Below are 15,606 nucleotides of genomic sequence, written 5' to 3'. Positions count from 1 at the left end.
CACAGGCGTGTGACATACTATCGGGTAGAGTCGCACACCTGTGGAACAAGGAGACAGAGATGAATAATAAGGGCTCCAGCCTGACCCCGGCTCAGGCGCTGGAAAAACTCGACGCGCTGTATGAACAGTCCGTCAACGCGCTGCGCGGCGCCATCAGCGAATATATCGAAACAGGGAAACTTCCCGACCAAAAGGCCAGAACCGAGGGCCTTTTTGTTTATCCATCGCTCTCTGTGACCTGGGACGGCAGCGCCAGCAGTAATCCCAAAACCCGCGCCTACGCGCGCTTTACCCACTCCGGCTGCTACAGCACCACCGTCACCCGCCCTGCGCTGTTCCGCCCGTATCTTGAAGAACAACTCACGCTGCTGTACCAGGATTACGGCGCGCACATTGCCGTTGAGCCCTCCCAGCATGAGATCCCCTATCCCTACGTGATTGACGGTTCGGCGTTAACTCTTGACCGCTCCATGAGCGCGGGGCTGACCCGCCACTTCCCGACCACCGAGCTTTCACAGATTGGCGATGAGACGGCCGACGGGATTTATCATCCGGCAGAATTTTCTCCCCTGTCGCATTTTGATGCCCGCCGGGTCGATTTCTCCCTGGCGCGCCTGCGCCACTACACCGGTACGCCAGTCGAACATTTCCAGCCGTTCGTGCTCTTTACCAACTACACCCGTTACGTCGATGAGTTTGTCCGCTGGGGCTGCAGCCAGATCCTCGACCCGGAAAGCCCGTATATCGCGCTGTCCTGCGCGGGCGGGATCTGGATCACCGCTGAAACCGAAGCCCCCGAGCAGGCGATCTCCGACCTGGCGTGGAAAAAGCACCAGATGCCCGCCTGGCACCTGATCACCGCAGACGGTCAGGGCATCACCCTGATTAACATCGGCGTTGGCCCGTCAAATGCCAAGACCATCTGCGACCATCTGGCGGTACTGCGCCCGGACGTGTGGCTGATGATTGGCCACTGCGGCGGCCTGCGCGAAAGCCAGCTGATTGGCGACTACGTGCTGGCCCACGCCTATCTGCGCGATGACCACGTGCTTGATGCGGTCCTACCGCCGGATATCCCAATCCCGAGCATCGCCGAAGTACAGCGCGCGCTGTACGACGCCACCAAAGAGGTCAGCGGCATGCCGGGCGAAGAGGTTAAACAGCGCCTGCGCACCGGCACGGTCGTCACAACGGATGACCGCAACTGGGAGCTGCGCTACTCCGCCTCCGCGCTGCGCTTCAACCTGAGCCGCGCGGTGGCGATCGATATGGAGAGCGCCACCATCGCCGCGCAGGGGTATCGCTTCCGCGTCCCTTACGGCACGCTGCTGTGCGTCTCCGATAAGCCGCTGCACGGTGAAATTAAGCTTCCGGGCCAGGCCAACCGTTTCTACGAAGGGGCTATCTCTGAGCATCTGCAGATTGGTATTCGTGCGATTGATTTACTTCGCGCGGAGGGCGACAAGCTGCATTCGCGCAAGCTGCGCACCTTCAACGAACCGCCGTTCCGCTAATAATGATAAGGAAAAACAATGTCCAGCACATCACCGCTCTCTGCCCTGCGCCACTGGCTTGAGGCCAGTCAACTCGACGGGATGATCGTCCCGCGCGCGGATGCCTGGCAGAGCGAATACTGCGCGCCCTACGACGAAAAGCTGGCCTGGCTGACGGGCTTTGACGGTTCGGCCGGCGTGGCGCTAGTGTTGAAAAACAAAGCGCTGCTGTTCGTCGACGGGCGCTATCAGGTTCAGGCGCGCGTTCAGGTCAATACGGATGAGGTTGAGATCCACCATCTGCACAACGAGCCGCTGGCAGAATGGCTGGCAGAAAACGTTGAGGCAGGAACGCGCATCGGTTTTGACGCGCTGCTGATGACCAATTCAGAGTTTGAGCAGCTGTCAGCCACGCCGTGCGAGCTGGTGCCACTGAAGGCCTCGCCGTTTGACACGCTATGGACCGATCGCCCTGCCGCACCGGCGGGGCTTATCCGTGAAATGCCGGTTGAACACAGCGGTGAACGCAGCGCGGACAAACGTCAGCGCGTCGCCGCCGTGCTGGCAGAACACAATGCTGATTTCCTCGCCGTGACGCTGCCGGATAACATCGCCTGGCTGCTAAACGTGCGTGGATCAGATATCCCCTTTAGCCCGGTTCCTCTTTCCTTCGCGCTGCTCAGCCGTGATGGTAGCGTTGAGTGGTTTGTTAACGACAATAAGCTCAGCGCACTGCCTGACGGTGTGCGCAGTGCGTTCGCCGTTGCCCCGCAGGATACCTTTATTGAACGCTGCCAGCAGATTGCTGAAGGCAAACGGGTGATGATTGATGCCGATTCCGCGCCGGTGGCCCTGCGCTTCGCCGTTGAGCCACGGGGAGAAATTGTCTGGCGGACTGACCCCATCACCCTGATGAAAGCGACTAAAAATCCGGTCGAGCTGGCAGGCTATCGCGAGTGCCATCACCAGGACGGGGCCGCGTGGGTCAACTTCCTCGCCTGGCTGAGCCGTGAAGTGCCGCGGCGCGAGGCGGCAGGAAAACCGCTCACCGAGCTGGACGCGCAGGCGCAGCAGCTTGCGTTCCGTCAACAGCAGCCCGGGTTCATCGAGCAGAGTTTTGCAACCATCTCCGCCTCTTCGAGCAATGCGGCGATGTGCCACTATCACTCGAGCGAGGCCAGCAATAAGCCCATCGGCCATGACCATTTTTACCTGAACGATTCCGGCGGCCAGTATGTTAACGGCACCACTGACGCCACGCGCACGCTGGCGTGGGGGAAAGTCGATCCGCAGCAGCGCCTGCACTACACCGCCGTGCTGAGAGGCTTTCTGTCGCTCATTACTCTGCAGTTCCCTTCCGGGACTCAGGGGCATCAGCTGGATGCGTTTGCGCGTCGCCCGCTGTGGGAGATGGGGCTGGATTACGATCACGGTACGGGACACGGCGTGGGGCACCAGCTGCTGATCCACGAGAACCCGCATCGCATCGCCAAAAAGGTCAATTCGTGGCCGCTGGTGGCGGGCAATATCATGACTATCGAGCCGGGCTACTATCTGGGCGACAGCCACGGTATTCGTATTGAAAACCAGGTTGAGATTGTGGAGAGCCGTCCGGGGTTCTGCAAATTTGCCTCGCTGACGCTGATCCCGATCGACTTAAGTCAGGTTGAGCTGCATCTGCTGAGCGAGCAGGAAAAGCAGTGGCTGGATGCGTATCACCGGCAGGTACGCGAGGTGCTTTCACCTCTGGTGAATAGCGATGCGCGTCCGTGGCTGGTGGAAGCGACAGCGCCGATTGGTGTGTAATTTCGTGCGGTCTGGTGCCCTCACCCCAACCCTCTCCCACGGGAGAGGGAGCACACACTAAAAACGGCAACTCGGTTGCCGTTTTGCATTTCCCTTGCGCAGAAAAGCAAAAAGCCTGCTTTAAAAGCAGGCTTTTCAAATTTGGCTCCTCTGACTGGACTCGAACCAGTGACATACGGATTAACAGTCCGCCGTTCTACCGACTGAACTACAGAGGAATCGTGTGAACGGGGCGCATATTATCGATGCTCCCCCATGATGTCAAAGGCAGAATGCATATTTCCGATCGTTTGCCGAATTATTCTCCACTTCGCGCAATTGTCAGGCATTCTTTCGCGGATATTTCCACAGCCAGCGCCCGCTGACCATCCGCCAGTAGAACAGCGCGCCCCGCACGGCCCAGTCGAGGAACATCCCCAGCCAGACGCCGACCACCCCCCATCCGAGCATCACCCCGAGCGTATACCCCGCGACAACGCGACATCCCCACATGCCGAGCATCGATACCCACATCGCAAAGCGGGCATCGCGCGCTCCTTTCAGCCCGGCGGGCAATACCCATGAGGCCGCCCAGATGGGCATAAAGGCCGCGTTGAGCCAGATGAGGATCTTAACAACCTCTTTAACGTCGTCTTCGTGGGTATAGAACGAGGCCATCAGCCCGGCAAACGGCGCGGTTCCCCAGGCGATCAGCGTCAGCCCAATGGTCGACAGCCAGAACACGTGCCGCAGCTGCCGCTCCGCCTGGCCTATCTGCCCTTTCCCGAGCCGCTTACCCGTAATAATGGTCGATGCCGAACCCAACGCGTTACCCGGCAGGTTAATCAGCGAGGCAATAGAGAAGGCTATAAAGTTACCGGCGATAACGTCGGTGCCCATCCCGGCGACAAACATCTGCGTGAGCAGCTTCCCGCCATTGAATAACACCGATTCAATGCTGGCGGGAATGCCGATCCCCATCACTTCCCAGATAATGGCGAAATTAAAGGGGCGGAAATAGCTTTTCAGCGTCAGACGCAGCGAGGGGGTAATCCCCGCCATCAGTACCCCGATGATGGCTGCCGCACCGATATAGCGTGAAATGGTTAATCCCAGTCCGGCACCGACGAATCCCAGCCCCTCCCACGAGAACACGCCATAGATCAGCACGCTGCTGATAATGATATTCAGGATATTCATCCCGCCGTTGATCAGCAGCGGAATTTTGGTGTTGCCCGCCCCGCGCAGCGCGCCGCTGCCAATCAGCGCAATGGCCGCCGCCGGATAGCTTAAGACGGTCATTTCCAGGTAGGTCAGCGCCAGGTCTTTAACCTCGTTAGTGGCCTCCCCGGCGACAAAATCGATAATCTCTTTACCGAAATAGTGGATCACCGCCGCCAGAACGATCGAAAAAATGGTCATGATCATCAGCGACTGGCGGGCCGCCTCGCGTGCACGTTTGGGATCAAGCTTGCCGAGGCTAAAGGCCACCACCACCGTCGTCCCGAGGTCTATGGCGGCAAAGAACGAGATCACCACCATGTTAAAGCTGTCCGCTAGCCCAACCCCAGCCATCGCCTCTTTTCCCAGCCAGCTCACCAGGAAGGTGCTCAAAACCCCCATCAGCAGAACGCAGGTATTTTCCAGGAAGATAGGCACGGCAAGAGGGGTGATTTCACGCCAGAACAGGACACGATAGCTTTTACGTTTTGCATACCATGGCGTGCGAGTTATCGCCTGGCGTAAGGAGGCAGTGACGTTCAAAATGGACCTTAGCGAGAAAAGTTGAAACTCCATTTCAAATGATGGGGGACAAATGCTAATCCTGCAAAGTATTTTCCAGAAAAAGATGTGTGGATTTACAACAAACTGACGACAGAATCAGCAATCAGTCGATTTTCCCTAAGATCAGGTTTGACAAAACTTTTTTCGCCGCTAAGATAAGCCTCCACAACGATTCCTCTGTAGTTCAGTCGGTAGAACGGCGGACTGTTAATCCGTATGTCACTGGTTCGAGTCCAGTCAGAGGAGCCAAATTTAAAAAGCCTGCTTTTAAAGCAGGCTTTTTGCTTTGCGGATGAGGGAAAATGAACGCTCTGTTTGTCTACGGCACGCTGCGCCCGGGCCACTCTAATGCGCATATTCTTGAAAACATCGGCGGCGAATGGCTGGCCGGTTCCGTATCCGGCACGTTTTACGAACGCGGCTGGGGCGCCGCGGCGGACTTCCCGGGAATTGTGCTCCACCCTGACGCCCCCCGCGTCGAAGGCTATCTGTTTATCTCGGATAACCTTGCCGCACACTGGCAGATGCTGGACGAATTTGAAGACGGCTACGATCGGGTTGAGGTCACGGTGACCACCCTTGAAGGCAAGCAGGTTCAGGCCTGGATTTATCAGCTACAGCCGCGTTCTGAATCATAAAAAAAGGCTCTCTGTCACCAGAGAGCCTTTTTCACTATTCGCTGCGATTACTCGCTTTTTGCTTCGCCGTTTTTGATTTCGCCCATCACTTTCAGCTTTTTAGAGATGTCACGACGCTCTTTGGACAGCTCAGCATTTTTGATGATGTAGTCATCAACGCGGTCTTCATAGTCGCTCTTCATGCTGGCGATGATGCCCTGAATAGCTTCAACGCTCATACCTGGCTTGATGTAGTCGCTCAGGTTGTCGAGCAGCAGAACACGTTTCTGGTTGTCACGGATCTTCTTCTCAACGTCCTGGATTTCACGCTGCAGCTTGTTTTTGCGGCGGAACAGGCGGACGAATTCCAGAACATCCTGGAACGAAGGCTTGGTAGTTTCCATTTTTACACCCCTGATAATGTGAGATTCGGATTCGTTAAGGCAACCGTTGTAACAATAACCTTACTGACAGCGGCTGCGAATGACAATGAGTATATCGTTTAAAGCTATCATAACCCCAATTGCTGCTGAATCGAAGCAGCAGGCGTCACATAAGCCTTTTATTTGCGCAGCGCCCGGCAAATAAGGTGCGATAACAGCTCAAGCTGCCGCGCCAGTTCCATGCTCAGCCAGACGTAGCCATGAATAGGCGTTTCCGCTACGTTATCGCTCTGGCGTTCATTGATTAACTGCTTCAGCTCCGCGACGATCTCATTCAGCCGCTCGCTGTTGGCCAGTATCGGCTGCGGGTTCCCTTCATAGAGCGCATGGGCAATGGTCAACAGGGTTTGCTGCGTCATCTGCTGGGTCTCTTTGAGGGTTTGCGCGTTCAGCATTAACAGATGGCTGGGACGCGAGGCCCAGTGCGCGTTGATCTGCAGTTCAAGCATGCAGACCAGATTGCGGCTTACCGTCTGGATGGCTTCGAAAATCGATTTCTGAATATGGGTTTCTTTGCTGGCAGGCGTGATCAGGCCGCGCATTTTGACCACATCGTTGAGGATCGTTTGCAGATGCTTTTCCAGCCGGGGACGTTCGACCAGATTCGGGGAAAAACCGGCCTGATAGACGCGGTTAAAGGCGGTGACGTAGTTCGCCATCTGAATACGCCAGTGCAGAAAAGCCCGCTGCGGCCAGATACCGGTGAAAAGCATTGCCAGCAATGACCCCAGGATGACATCCCCGCTTCGCCACAGCGCCGTGGTCATATCCCCGGCGGGCGCACCGACAACCACCGCGAGAGTAATCCCAATCAGCAAGGCCTGATACGGTCTTTTGCCCAACGCCAGCCAGCCGCACAGGAACATGGCGGCACCGCACCATGCCAGCATCACCGGAAACGAGATAAGCTCCAGCTTAAGGGCAATAAGCCCAAGGGCCGAGCCTAAAACCGTCCCGCCAATTCGCTCGAAGGCGCGCGGAACAACGTTCCCCCAAAACGAGATGGGCCCCATTACCACTACCAGGGTGATCAGCGGCCACGTCCCTTCCGGAACATCCAGCAAACGGACCAGCACAAACGTCAATACGAAAGCCAGCGCGATGCGACACCCGTGCACCACGCGGTAATGTTTGTACAACCGAATTTCAAAAGGGGTTAATGATTTGTCGGGACGCACACCCGCTCTCCAGCTACACGGCAAATCACAATTGTACTGTGTTTTCAGCCGGGCGGATCGCTCCCGGCTGAAAAACCCTTCATTTAGCAGGCTTAAGCCGTTTTATGCTCTACCGCGATATACATTTCGATATCCCAGTAGCCGTCTGCATTGCCGTCATTAAGATAGCGCTCGAAGCAGGGTTTGAGCGCCATCTGGTACTTATTGTCCTGCAGCAGGGAATTAAAGAACTGATACCACGGCGTGGCGAAGTCGTAGTTTTCCACGCGCGCCGTCGCCACGGCATAATCCCCGGCCGCGATTTCCGTCATCATGACGCCCTCGCTGTTTTCCGGAATAACGAAATCGTCCGGCACCGTAACGGCCGTATCGCAGCGCAGTTTTTCTGCCGGGACCTCATCGGGGTTATCGTAATAGACCGCAACCCACTCCAGCGGCTCAATGTGGCGCCCGTCCACCCACATCACCAGCTGTTCAAAGCCCTGTTTTACCGTTTGTTCCCACGGTCCGACCAAATGAAAACCGGCAATCTTACGTTTATGTTGCTGCTTGATGCTGTAGTCCATGCTGCCTCCATTTATTACTGTATATTTATACACCATAAGGCTGGATTACTATTATCGGCAAACGAGGAGTGTTTATTATGTGAGCAGACTCGCAACCCTGCCAGTCTGCCCATCAGCGGTTAAAGCGTGTGGTGGAGATAATCGCTCATGCGAGAGAACAGTCCACCTTTATCAACGGCTTCCAGCGTCACCAGCGGCCAGTGCGCCACCACCTTGTCACGGTCATAGAGCTGGATCTCCCCGACCCGCTGATGCGCAGCAATCGGCGCTTCCAGCTCTTTTTTATCCAGCACGTATTTGGCTTTGATGTTCGGCACTTCCGCTTTCGGCAGGGCCAGCCAGAAGTCCTGGTCGGTACCCAGTTTTACCTGCTCCTTATCGCCGTACCAGATACGCTCTGTCCCCACTTTTTTACCGTTGTGCAGGATTTGCACCGTATCGAAGTTCTGCTGCCCCCAGTGCAGCAGTTTTCGGGCCTGGTCCTCACGCCCCTTCGGGCTGTCCGCCCCCATCACCACCGCGATTAAACGACGCTCCCCGTCAACGGCGGAGGCAATCAGGTTAAAGCCCGCTCCCGAGGTGTGCCCCGTTTTAAGCCCGTCCACGTTCATGGTTTTATCCCACAGCAGGCCGTTACGGTTTTGCTGGGTGATCCCGTTCCAGGTCAGGCTCTTTTCGCTGTACATATGGTAAAACTCAGGCTCGCCGTGAATGATGGCCCGGGAAAGTACGGCCAGGTCATAGGCCGAGCTGTGCTGGCCCGGCGCGTCCAGCCCGTGGACGGTTTCAAAGTGCGTATCGCGCAGGTTCAGCTTCTGCACGTAGTCGTTCATCATCTTCACAAACTGCGGCTGACCGCCCGCCACGTGATCGGCCAGCGCCACGCAGGCGTCATTGCCGGAATCGACGATCAGACCGCGGCTTAAATCACGCACCGAGACGCGATCGCCCTCTTTCAGGAACATCAGCGACGAGCCGTCAAAAACCGGGTTGCCTTTTGCCCACGCGTCACGCCCGACGGTGACAATGTCGTCCGGCGTAATGCGATGGCTATCAATGGCCCGATCAACCACATACCCCGTCATCAGCTTGGTCAGGCTCGCCGGATTGCGTTGTTGATGTTCGTTGCCCGCCGTTAAGATCTGACCAGTCGTGTAGTCCATCAGCACCCAGGAGCCAGCCTGAATGGCCGGAGGCTGCGGCGAAAAATCCAGTGGTTCGGCCGCAAAAGCAGATGAGACACTCGAAGCGAGTAAAGAAACAGCAATAAACAGACGGCGTTTCAACGGTATATCCTCAGGTCATTAAAAATCGATGACCTTTTTACGGGAGTTCTGATGTCGTTACCTGGCTTAATTGCAAAAAAATGTGACAGAACGCAGATTTTTCTCTGAAGCTGGCGCGCAAATTTGCGTCACGGCGGTGCTTTTTATTCGGTCTGAACCGCACGATCGTTTACCATAGTGACGTCATTTTTTAACAGGATGGTATTACTGGTGTCTGACTCTGCCGCTCGCCCGACTTTTTTATTTCATGACTACGAAACCTTTGGCACGCACCCGGCGCTGGACCGACCGGCGCAGTTTGCCGCCATTCGTACCGACGACGAATTCAACATTATTGGCGAGCCTGAGGTCTTTTACTGCAAACCGGCTGATGACTACCTGCCGCAGCCCGGGGCGGTCATGGTCACCGGGATCACTCCTCAGGAAGCGCGCGAGAAAGGCGTTAACGAGGCAGAATTCGCCCGACGCATCCACGATCTGTTTACCGTCCCCAATACCTGCGTGGTCGGTTACAACAACATCCGCTTCGATGACGAAGTGACGCGCAACGTTTTTTATCGCAACTTCTACGATCCCTATGCCTGGAGCTGGCAGAACCGCAATTCACGCTGGGATTTGCTCGACATCATGCGCGCCTGTTATGCCCTGCGTCCTGAGGGCATTAACTGGCCTGAAAATGAGGAAGGGCTGACCAGCTTCCGGCTGGAACACCTGACGCGCGCCAACGGCATCGAGCACAGCAATGCCCACGACGCGATGGCGGACGTCTATGCCACCATTGCCATGGCGAAACTGGTGAAAAACGCGCAGCCCCGGCTGTTTGAGTATCTGCTGAGCCACCGCAGCAAGCAGAAGCTCATGACCCTTATCGACGTACCGCAGATGAAACCCCTGGTGCATATCTCCGGCATGTTTGGCGCCTGGCGCGGCAATACCAGCTGGGTTGCCCCGCTGGCCTGGCATCCGGACAACCGTAATGCGGTCATCATGGTGGATTTAGCCGGCGATATTTCGCCGCTGCTTGAGCTCGACAGCGACAGCCTGCGCGAACGGCTTTACACCCCGAAAAATGAGCTCGGCGATCTGCCTGCGGTGCCGGTCAAACTGGTGCATATCAATAAATGTCCGGTACTGGCGCAGGCGAATACGCTGCGCCCGGAAGATGCGGACAGACTGGGCATTAACCGGCAGCACTGCCTCGATAACCTGAAAGTGCTGCGCGAAAACCCGCAGGTGCGCGAGAAAGTGGTTGCTATCTTTGCCGAGGCGGAGCCGTTCGTGCCGTCTGAAAACGTGGATGCCCAGCTCTACAACGGCTTCTTCAGCGATGCCGACCGCGCGGCGATGAATATCGTTCTGCAAACCGAGCCGCGTAACTTACCGGCGCTGGATATTACTTTCGCCGATAAACGCATCGAAAAGCTGATGTTTAACTACCGCGCGCGTAATTTCCCCGGCACGCTGGACGAGGCAGAGCAGGATCGCTGGCTGCAGCATCGTCGCAATGTCTTTACCCAGGAGTTTCTTAACAGCTATGCCCAGGAGCTGGAAATGCTTTATAGCCAGTATGAAGGGAATGCTGAGAAACAGGCGCTGTTGAAATCCCTGTTCCAGTACGCTCAAGAGATTGTCTGAGCGAGGGGTATAAAAAAAGCCGGAGGCGATGTCTCCGGCTTTTTTTTGCCCGCTGGCACAGGCCTACGGGTGTGTCGTTTTGTAGGCCGGGCAAGCGCTAGCGCCACCCGGCGAGTCATTACGCGACGTCTTCGTACTGTGGAACCGGGTTACGGAAGCTCTTCGTGACGCAGGCCAGGTAAATCAGGCCGATACCCGCCCAAATCAGGCCAAGCACCATCGAGCTCTCTTCCAGGTTAACCCACAGCGCGCCCACGGTCAGGGCACCGCACATCGGCAGGAACAGATACTGGAAGTGATCTTTCAGCGTCTTGTTACGCTTTTCACGGATCCAGAACTGAGAGATAACCGACAGGTTAACAAAGGTGAACGCCACCAGCGCACCGAAGTTAATCAGCGCCGTTGCCATCACCAGGTCAAAGTTAATCGCCAGCAGCGCAATGGCACCGACCAGGATGATGTTCATCGCCGGGGTACGCCAGGTTGGATGAACGTAGCCGAAGAAGCTTTTCGGGAATACGCCATCGCGGCCCATCACGTACATCAGACGCGCAACGCCTGCATGCGCGGCCATACCGGACGCCAGTACGGTAATGGTGGAGAAGATCAGCGCGCCAACCTGGAACGCTTTACCCGCAACATAGAGCATGATTTCTGGCTGAGACGCATCCGGATCCTTGAAGCGGGAGATATCCGGGAAGTACAGCTGCAGGAAATAGGTCGAGAAAATAAAGATCAGACCGCCAATCAGCGCTGTCAGGAAGATTGCACGAGGGATCACGCGCTCTGCATCTTTCGTTTCTTCAGACAGGTTGCTGATGCCGTCAAAACCGGTAAAGGAGAAGCACAGAATGGTTGCCCCGGTAATCATCGGGATCACATGCGCATCACCAGACCAGAACGGTTTGCTGCTCGCCAGCGTACCAGCGCCTTCGCCGTGGAACACGCCATAGATCACCATGCCAAGAATAACGGCAATCAGGACAACCTGAAGCACAACGATCACGGAGTTAAAGTTGGCAACGGACTTAATGCTGCGCAGGTTAAAGGCAGTCATGAAGGCCACCAGCGCCACGACGAACATCCAGGATGGAATCGACGGCACCAGCGCTTCAAAATAAATTTTTGCCAGCAGAATGTTGATCATCGGCGCGAACAGATAGTCGAGCAGCGAAGACCAGCCCACCATAAAGCCAACTGTCGGGCTGATGGATTTCTGGGCATAGGTGTAGGCGGAACCGGCAGACGGATAGCGACGCACCAGTTTACCGTAGCTCAGCGCGGTAAAGAGGATCGCAATCAGCGCGAAGCCATAAGCCGTCGGCACATGACCGTCTGTGAGGCCTGATACGATACCGAATGTATCGAACAGCGTCATCGGTTGCATATAGGCAAGGCCCATCATAACAACCGGAATCAACGTAAGCGTTTTACGTAATTCCACGCGAGAGGTGTTTGGAGTTGCGTTATGCGACATAGTTATTCTCCTTTACGGTGATAACCGCCACGTAAGCGAAAAATTGCCCCATTTCTTTCTTCCTCAGCGACAACAACTGTCGGATTTTAGTAAATATCTATCCGGTACGAAGCCCGGCCTCTTGGTTTTTAGTTTCGTTTCGTACATGCAAAAAAAAATAACCGACGCCTTTTATATCGTCGATTATTCATTTGGTTGCAGCGGCCGCATTTTGCCCCACATCGGATACAAAAGGCAATACTTTGCAAAGCATGGGACAATTTTCTTTTTACTAACTGGCTGATTTCTGGACGCCGGGCTGAGAGTAAACGGCGGCGATAGCACTATTTGCTAAAATCTCGTCTCGCCACCAGGCGCTTGCAAGCCCGGCAGTTTGTTCATTCCAGCCTACCCACACCGATTCATTATTGCTTTGAGCAAGTACCTGTTTTTCAACAAGCGCGCCGCTGTCAATAAACCGCTGCGCCAGATAGCGAGGTAAATAGCCGCAGCCCAGGCCGCTTATTTGCAGTTCCAGCTTGGTTTTAAAGTCGAAAACGGTAATGGCTTCCTGCTCATCAAGCAGCTGCGAGGAGACCGAGCATTCCGGACGAGAGCTGTCCCCGACCACGATTGCGCGGTAGCCTTTAATCACGCGACGGTTAAGCGGCTCGGGTTCCTGAGCCAGCGGGTGATGGGGCGCCACGGCAAATACCTGCTCCAGCACGCCCAGCCGGGCAAAACCAAAATCACTCAGTTGGGGAGGCTCATGGAGCGCACCGACGAAAATGTCCGCCCTGCCCTGCGTCAAGGCCTCCCAGGAGCCACCCAGCACACCGTTGATAAAGATAAGCCGGGTCACGCTGTGGTGTTGATAGAAGGCTTCAATCAGCGGCGTCAGGAGTGAAAACGGAAAGGTATCATCCACGCCAATAACCAACTCGTTTTCCCAACCCTGATGGAGTTTTACGGCCTGTTTTTCGAGCTCACGAACGGTATGGAGGACTTCACGGCCTTTTTCCAGCAGCATCTGTCCGGTACGGGTGAAACGTGCGCGGTGTCCGGAGCGATCGAGGATCTGGATATTGAGATCGCTTTCCAGTTTTTGAACGGTATAGCTCAGCGCAGATGGGGTTTTGTAGAGCTTTGCTGACGCAGCGGCAAAGCTCCCCTCTTTTTCCAGAGCATCCAGAATAATAAGAACATCCAGCAGCGGTTTCATGCTCGCCCCCTTCTGGTGCGCGATCGTCTCCGCTACGGGTCTTATTCCATGGGCATCACCAGCGGATCGGGATACTGATACTCAAACCCCAGCTCATGACAAATGCGATTGCCATCAACAATTTTGCCTTTACTGTCATCCTTTGCCTCACCGAAAACCGGCGCCGCCAGGCCCAGCTGACGTGCCATCAGCGGGTAAAACGTGCTGCGCGCCGGATGAGAAGGTGCACATATATTATAGATGTGTCCACCTTTCGGAGCCTGTAAGAGTAGCTCAATCGCGCCTACAACATCGTCAAGATGTACAAGATTGACGACATGCTGGCCGTCTGGCGCAGATTTACCGGCAAAAAAGCGTCCCGGATGGCGGCCTGGACCCACCAGCCCCGCCAGACGTACAATATCGACCTGCGTTCCGGGAAGATTATGCAGCCAGTCTTCCAGCTCTTTCAGAACCTGACCGCTCGCCGTCACGGGACGGCGCTCGGAACTCTCTTTCACCACGCCCTCAACTTCGCCATACACCGACGTCGAGCTGGTAAAAATGATACGCGGAACATGGTGCGCCAGCGCGCTGTCGACGATCTCCTGCATCGCCTGCAGATAAAACGACTCGCCCGGGCCACTGCGCCGCGCGGGGAGCGTGATCACCAGCGCATCGACGTTCATCAGCGTGTCCAGATCGTCAGCATCACACACCAGCTCCGGTTCAAGGCGCAGTTCAATGCCGTCAATACCGCACATGCGCGCAGCCTCTACCCCGTCCGCCGTGGTTTTGCTCCCGGTCACCTGCCAGCCTTTTGCGGCTAATGACATCGCCAGCGGCATTCCCAGCCATCCTAAACCGACAATCGCGACCTTTTTCATGCGAATTCTCCTGACTCTTACTCGTCTTTTATAAGGCTACGCCAGCCCGGCAGAACACACAATTCATAGCATCAATATGAAATGAATTAATGATCAAAAAAAGCCCTTGCAATATGTCGTACAACTGGTTTAGGTTAAAAGACATCAAATGAATAAGCATTCATCGAGAATTTATATGACACGCGTTCAATTTAAACACCACCACCATCATCACCATCATCCTGACTAGTCTTTCAGGCGATGTGTGCTGGAAGACGTTTGGATCTTCCAGTGGTGCATGAACGCATGAAAAAGCCCCCGGAAGATCTTCTTCCGGGGGCTTTTTTTTGGACCGAATTCAGACAGGTTAAAACAGGTTAACGAGGAATAAAGAATGTTAGATAACTCACGTTTACGCATAGCTATTCAAAAATCAGGCCGTTTGAGCGACGATTCACGCGAACTGCTGGCCCGCTGCGGGATTAAAATTAACCTGCACACCCAGCGCCTGATTGCTCTGGCTGAAAACATGCCCATCGACATTCTGCGCGTGCGTGATGACGATATTCCAGGCCTGGTCATGGATGGCGTCGTTGACCTCGGCATTATCGGGGAAAACGTGCTGGAAGAAGAGCTGCTGACCCGCCGCGCGCAGGGCGAAGATCCGCGTTACTTCACACTGCGTCGTCTGGACTTCGGCGGCTGCCGCCTGTCCCTGGCTACGCCGGTTGACGAAGCGTGGGACGGCCCGGCCGCGCTGAACGGCAAACGTATTGCCACCTCTTACCCTCACCTGTTAAAGCGTTATCTCGACCAGAAAGGCGTGCAGTTTAAATCCTGCCTGCTGAACGGCTCCGTTGAAGTGGCGCCGCGTGCGGGTCTGGCGGACGCCATCTGTGACCTCGTCTCTACCGGGGCGACGCTGGAAGCGAATGGTCTGCGCGAAGTGGAAGTGATCTACCGCTCTAAAGCGTGCCTGATTCAGCGTGACGGCGAGATGGCCGACGCCAAACAGCAGCTGATCGACAAATTGCTGACCCGTATTCAGGGCGTGATTCAGGCGCGTGAGTCTAAATACATCATGATGCACGCCCCAACCGAGCGTCTGGATGAAGTGATTGCCCTCCTGCCGGGCGCCGAGCGCCCAACCATCCTGCCGCTGGCGGGCGATCAGCAGCGCGTGGCGATGCACATGGTGAGCAGCGAAACCCTGTTCTGGGAAACCATGGAAAAACTGAAAGCGCTGGGCGCAAGCTCCATCCTGGTGCTGCCTATTGAGAAGATGATGGAGTAAT

The 15,606-nt window shown here is 55.7% G+C and carries 15 protein-coding genes, 2 tRNA genes and 1 other annotated feature; of the genes, 7 read left to right on the top strand and 10 right to left on the bottom strand.

Annotated features, from left to right (window positions below):
- Nucleotides 1-59: 59 nt before the first annotated feature.
- Both ACMWLG_RS04560 and ACMWLG_RS04555 read left to right on the top strand, forming a co-directional pair.
- Nucleotides 60-1,514 carry an AMP nucleosidase gene (locus ACMWLG_RS04560; protein WP_023312354.1) on the top strand — a complete coding sequence of 485 codons (1,455 nt, stop codon included), beginning with the start codon at nt 60-62 and terminating at the stop codon, nt 1,512-1,514.
- Between the two features lie 18 nt (nt 1,515-1,532).
- Nucleotides 1,533-3,299 carry an aminopeptidase P family protein gene (locus ACMWLG_RS04555; protein ID WP_045403102.1) on the top strand — a complete coding sequence of 589 codons (1,767 nt, stop codon included), beginning with the start codon at nt 1,533-1,535 and terminating at the stop codon, nt 3,297-3,299.
- 142 nt (nt 3,300-3,441) lie between these two features.
- Here the strand turns inward: ACMWLG_RS04555 and ACMWLG_RS04550 are convergent.
- Nucleotides 3,442-3,517: transfer RNA gene (locus ACMWLG_RS04550), tRNA-Asn, on the bottom strand.
- A 103-nt stretch (nt 3,518-3,620) separates the two neighbouring features.
- Entirely contained in the window at nt 3,621-5,075 is a 1,455-nt protein-coding gene (gene emmdR / locus ACMWLG_RS04545) for a multidrug efflux MATE transporter EmmdR (protein ID WP_123244567.1), read from the bottom strand.
- A 161-nt stretch (nt 5,076-5,236) separates the two neighbouring features.
- Between emmdR and ACMWLG_RS04540 the strand changes: the two genes are divergently transcribed.
- Both ACMWLG_RS04540 and ACMWLG_RS04535 read left to right on the top strand, forming a co-directional pair.
- Nucleotides 5,237-5,312 (top strand) — tRNA-Asn (locus ACMWLG_RS04540).
- Nucleotides 5,313-5,365: 53 nt separating this feature from the next.
- The gene (locus ACMWLG_RS04535) at nt 5,366-5,701 is read left to right on the top strand and encodes a gamma-glutamylcyclotransferase family protein (protein WP_045403099.1); all 336 of its coding nucleotides are present in this window, start codon (nt 5,366-5,368) and stop codon (nt 5,699-5,701) included.
- 47 nt (nt 5,702-5,748) lie between these two features.
- Here the strand turns inward: ACMWLG_RS04535 and ACMWLG_RS04530 are convergent, their stop codons facing one another.
- From ACMWLG_RS04530 to dacD, 4 genes are all read right to left on the bottom strand, one after another.
- Nucleotides 5,749-6,084: a DUF496 family protein gene (locus ACMWLG_RS04530; RefSeq protein ID WP_008499467.1), complete on the bottom strand. Its 336-nt coding sequence runs from the start codon at nt 6,082-6,084 to the stop codon at nt 5,749-5,751.
- A 158-nt stretch (nt 6,085-6,242) separates the two neighbouring features.
- Nucleotides 6,243-7,301 (bottom strand): FUSC family protein, encoded by a 1,059-nt coding sequence (locus ACMWLG_RS04525; protein WP_023312358.1) that lies wholly within the window; start codon nt 7,299-7,301, stop codon nt 6,243-6,245.
- A 92-nt stretch (nt 7,302-7,393) separates the two neighbouring features.
- Entirely contained in the window at nt 7,394-7,867 is a 474-nt protein-coding gene (gene sbmC / locus ACMWLG_RS04520) for a DNA gyrase inhibitor SbmC (RefSeq protein ID WP_023312359.1), read from the bottom strand.
- Nucleotides 7,868-7,986: 119 nt separating this feature from the next.
- On the bottom strand, nt 7,987-9,153 hold the full coding sequence (dacD, locus tag ACMWLG_RS04515) for a serine-type D-Ala-D-Ala carboxypeptidase DacD (protein ID WP_023312360.1): 1,167 nt from the start codon (nt 9,151-9,153) through the stop codon (nt 7,987-7,989).
- Between the two features lie 198 nt (nt 9,154-9,351).
- Here dacD and sbcB point away from each other — a divergent pair, with 198 nt between their 5' ends.
- On the top strand, nt 9,352-10,788 hold the full coding sequence (sbcB, locus tag ACMWLG_RS04510; RefSeq protein WP_373873228.1) for an exodeoxyribonuclease I: 1,437 nt from the start codon (nt 9,352-9,354) through the stop codon (nt 10,786-10,788).
- Between the two features lie 118 nt (nt 10,789-10,906).
- Here sbcB and plaP read toward each other — a convergent pair whose 3' ends face one another.
- The 4 genes from plaP to ACMWLG_RS04490 all read right to left on the bottom strand — a co-directional run bounded on the left by plaP (nt 10,907) and on the right by ACMWLG_RS04490 (nt 14,332).
- The gene (gene plaP, locus ACMWLG_RS04505; protein ID WP_023312362.1) at nt 10,907-12,265 is read right to left on the bottom strand and encodes a putrescine/proton symporter PlaP; all 1,359 of its coding nucleotides are present in this window, start codon (nt 12,263-12,265) and stop codon (nt 10,907-10,909) included.
- A complete protein-coding gene (yoeI, locus tag ACMWLG_RS04500; protein ID WP_099458931.1) occupies nt 12,255-12,317 on the bottom strand; it encodes a membrane protein YoeI in 63 nt (20 codons plus the stop codon). The genes plaP and yoeI overlap by 11 nt, the downstream gene beginning before the upstream one ends.
- A 219-nt stretch (nt 12,318-12,536) precedes the next feature.
- A complete protein-coding gene (locus ACMWLG_RS04495; protein ID WP_045403092.1) occupies nt 12,537-13,466 on the bottom strand; it encodes a LysR substrate-binding domain-containing protein in 930 nt (309 codons plus the stop codon).
- A gap of 41 nt (nt 13,467-13,507) precedes the next feature.
- The gene (locus ACMWLG_RS04490) at nt 13,508-14,332 is read right to left on the bottom strand and encodes an SDR family oxidoreductase (RefSeq protein WP_045403090.1); all 825 of its coding nucleotides are present in this window, start codon (nt 14,330-14,332) and stop codon (nt 13,508-13,510) included.
- Between the two features lie 175 nt (nt 14,333-14,507).
- Here ACMWLG_RS04490 and hisL point away from each other — a divergent pair, with 175 nt between their 5' ends.
- Both hisL and hisG read left to right on the top strand, forming a co-directional pair.
- A complete protein-coding gene (gene hisL, locus ACMWLG_RS04485; RefSeq protein WP_109267079.1) occupies nt 14,508-14,561 on the top strand; it encodes a his operon leader peptide in 54 nt (17 codons plus the stop codon).
- Nucleotides 14,537-14,660 (top strand) — a sequence feature (His leader region). Its footprint overlaps the gene before it by 25 nt.
- 45 nt (nt 14,661-14,705) lie before the next feature.
- Nucleotides 14,706-15,605, top strand: a complete 900-nt coding sequence (gene hisG, locus ACMWLG_RS04480; RefSeq protein ID WP_000886595.1) for an ATP phosphoribosyltransferase — start codon at nt 14,706-14,708, stop codon at nt 15,603-15,605.
- Nucleotide 15,606: the final 1 nt, after the last annotated feature.

The organism is Enterobacter sp. 01-M-02-SI-ECC, assembly GCF_047530595.1.
GTDB lineage: Bacteria > Pseudomonadota > Gammaproteobacteria > Enterobacterales > Enterobacteriaceae > Enterobacter > Enterobacter cloacae_M.
Note: the sequence above shows the minus strand (reverse complement) of the source record. Positions and strands in the feature narration are given on the sequence as shown.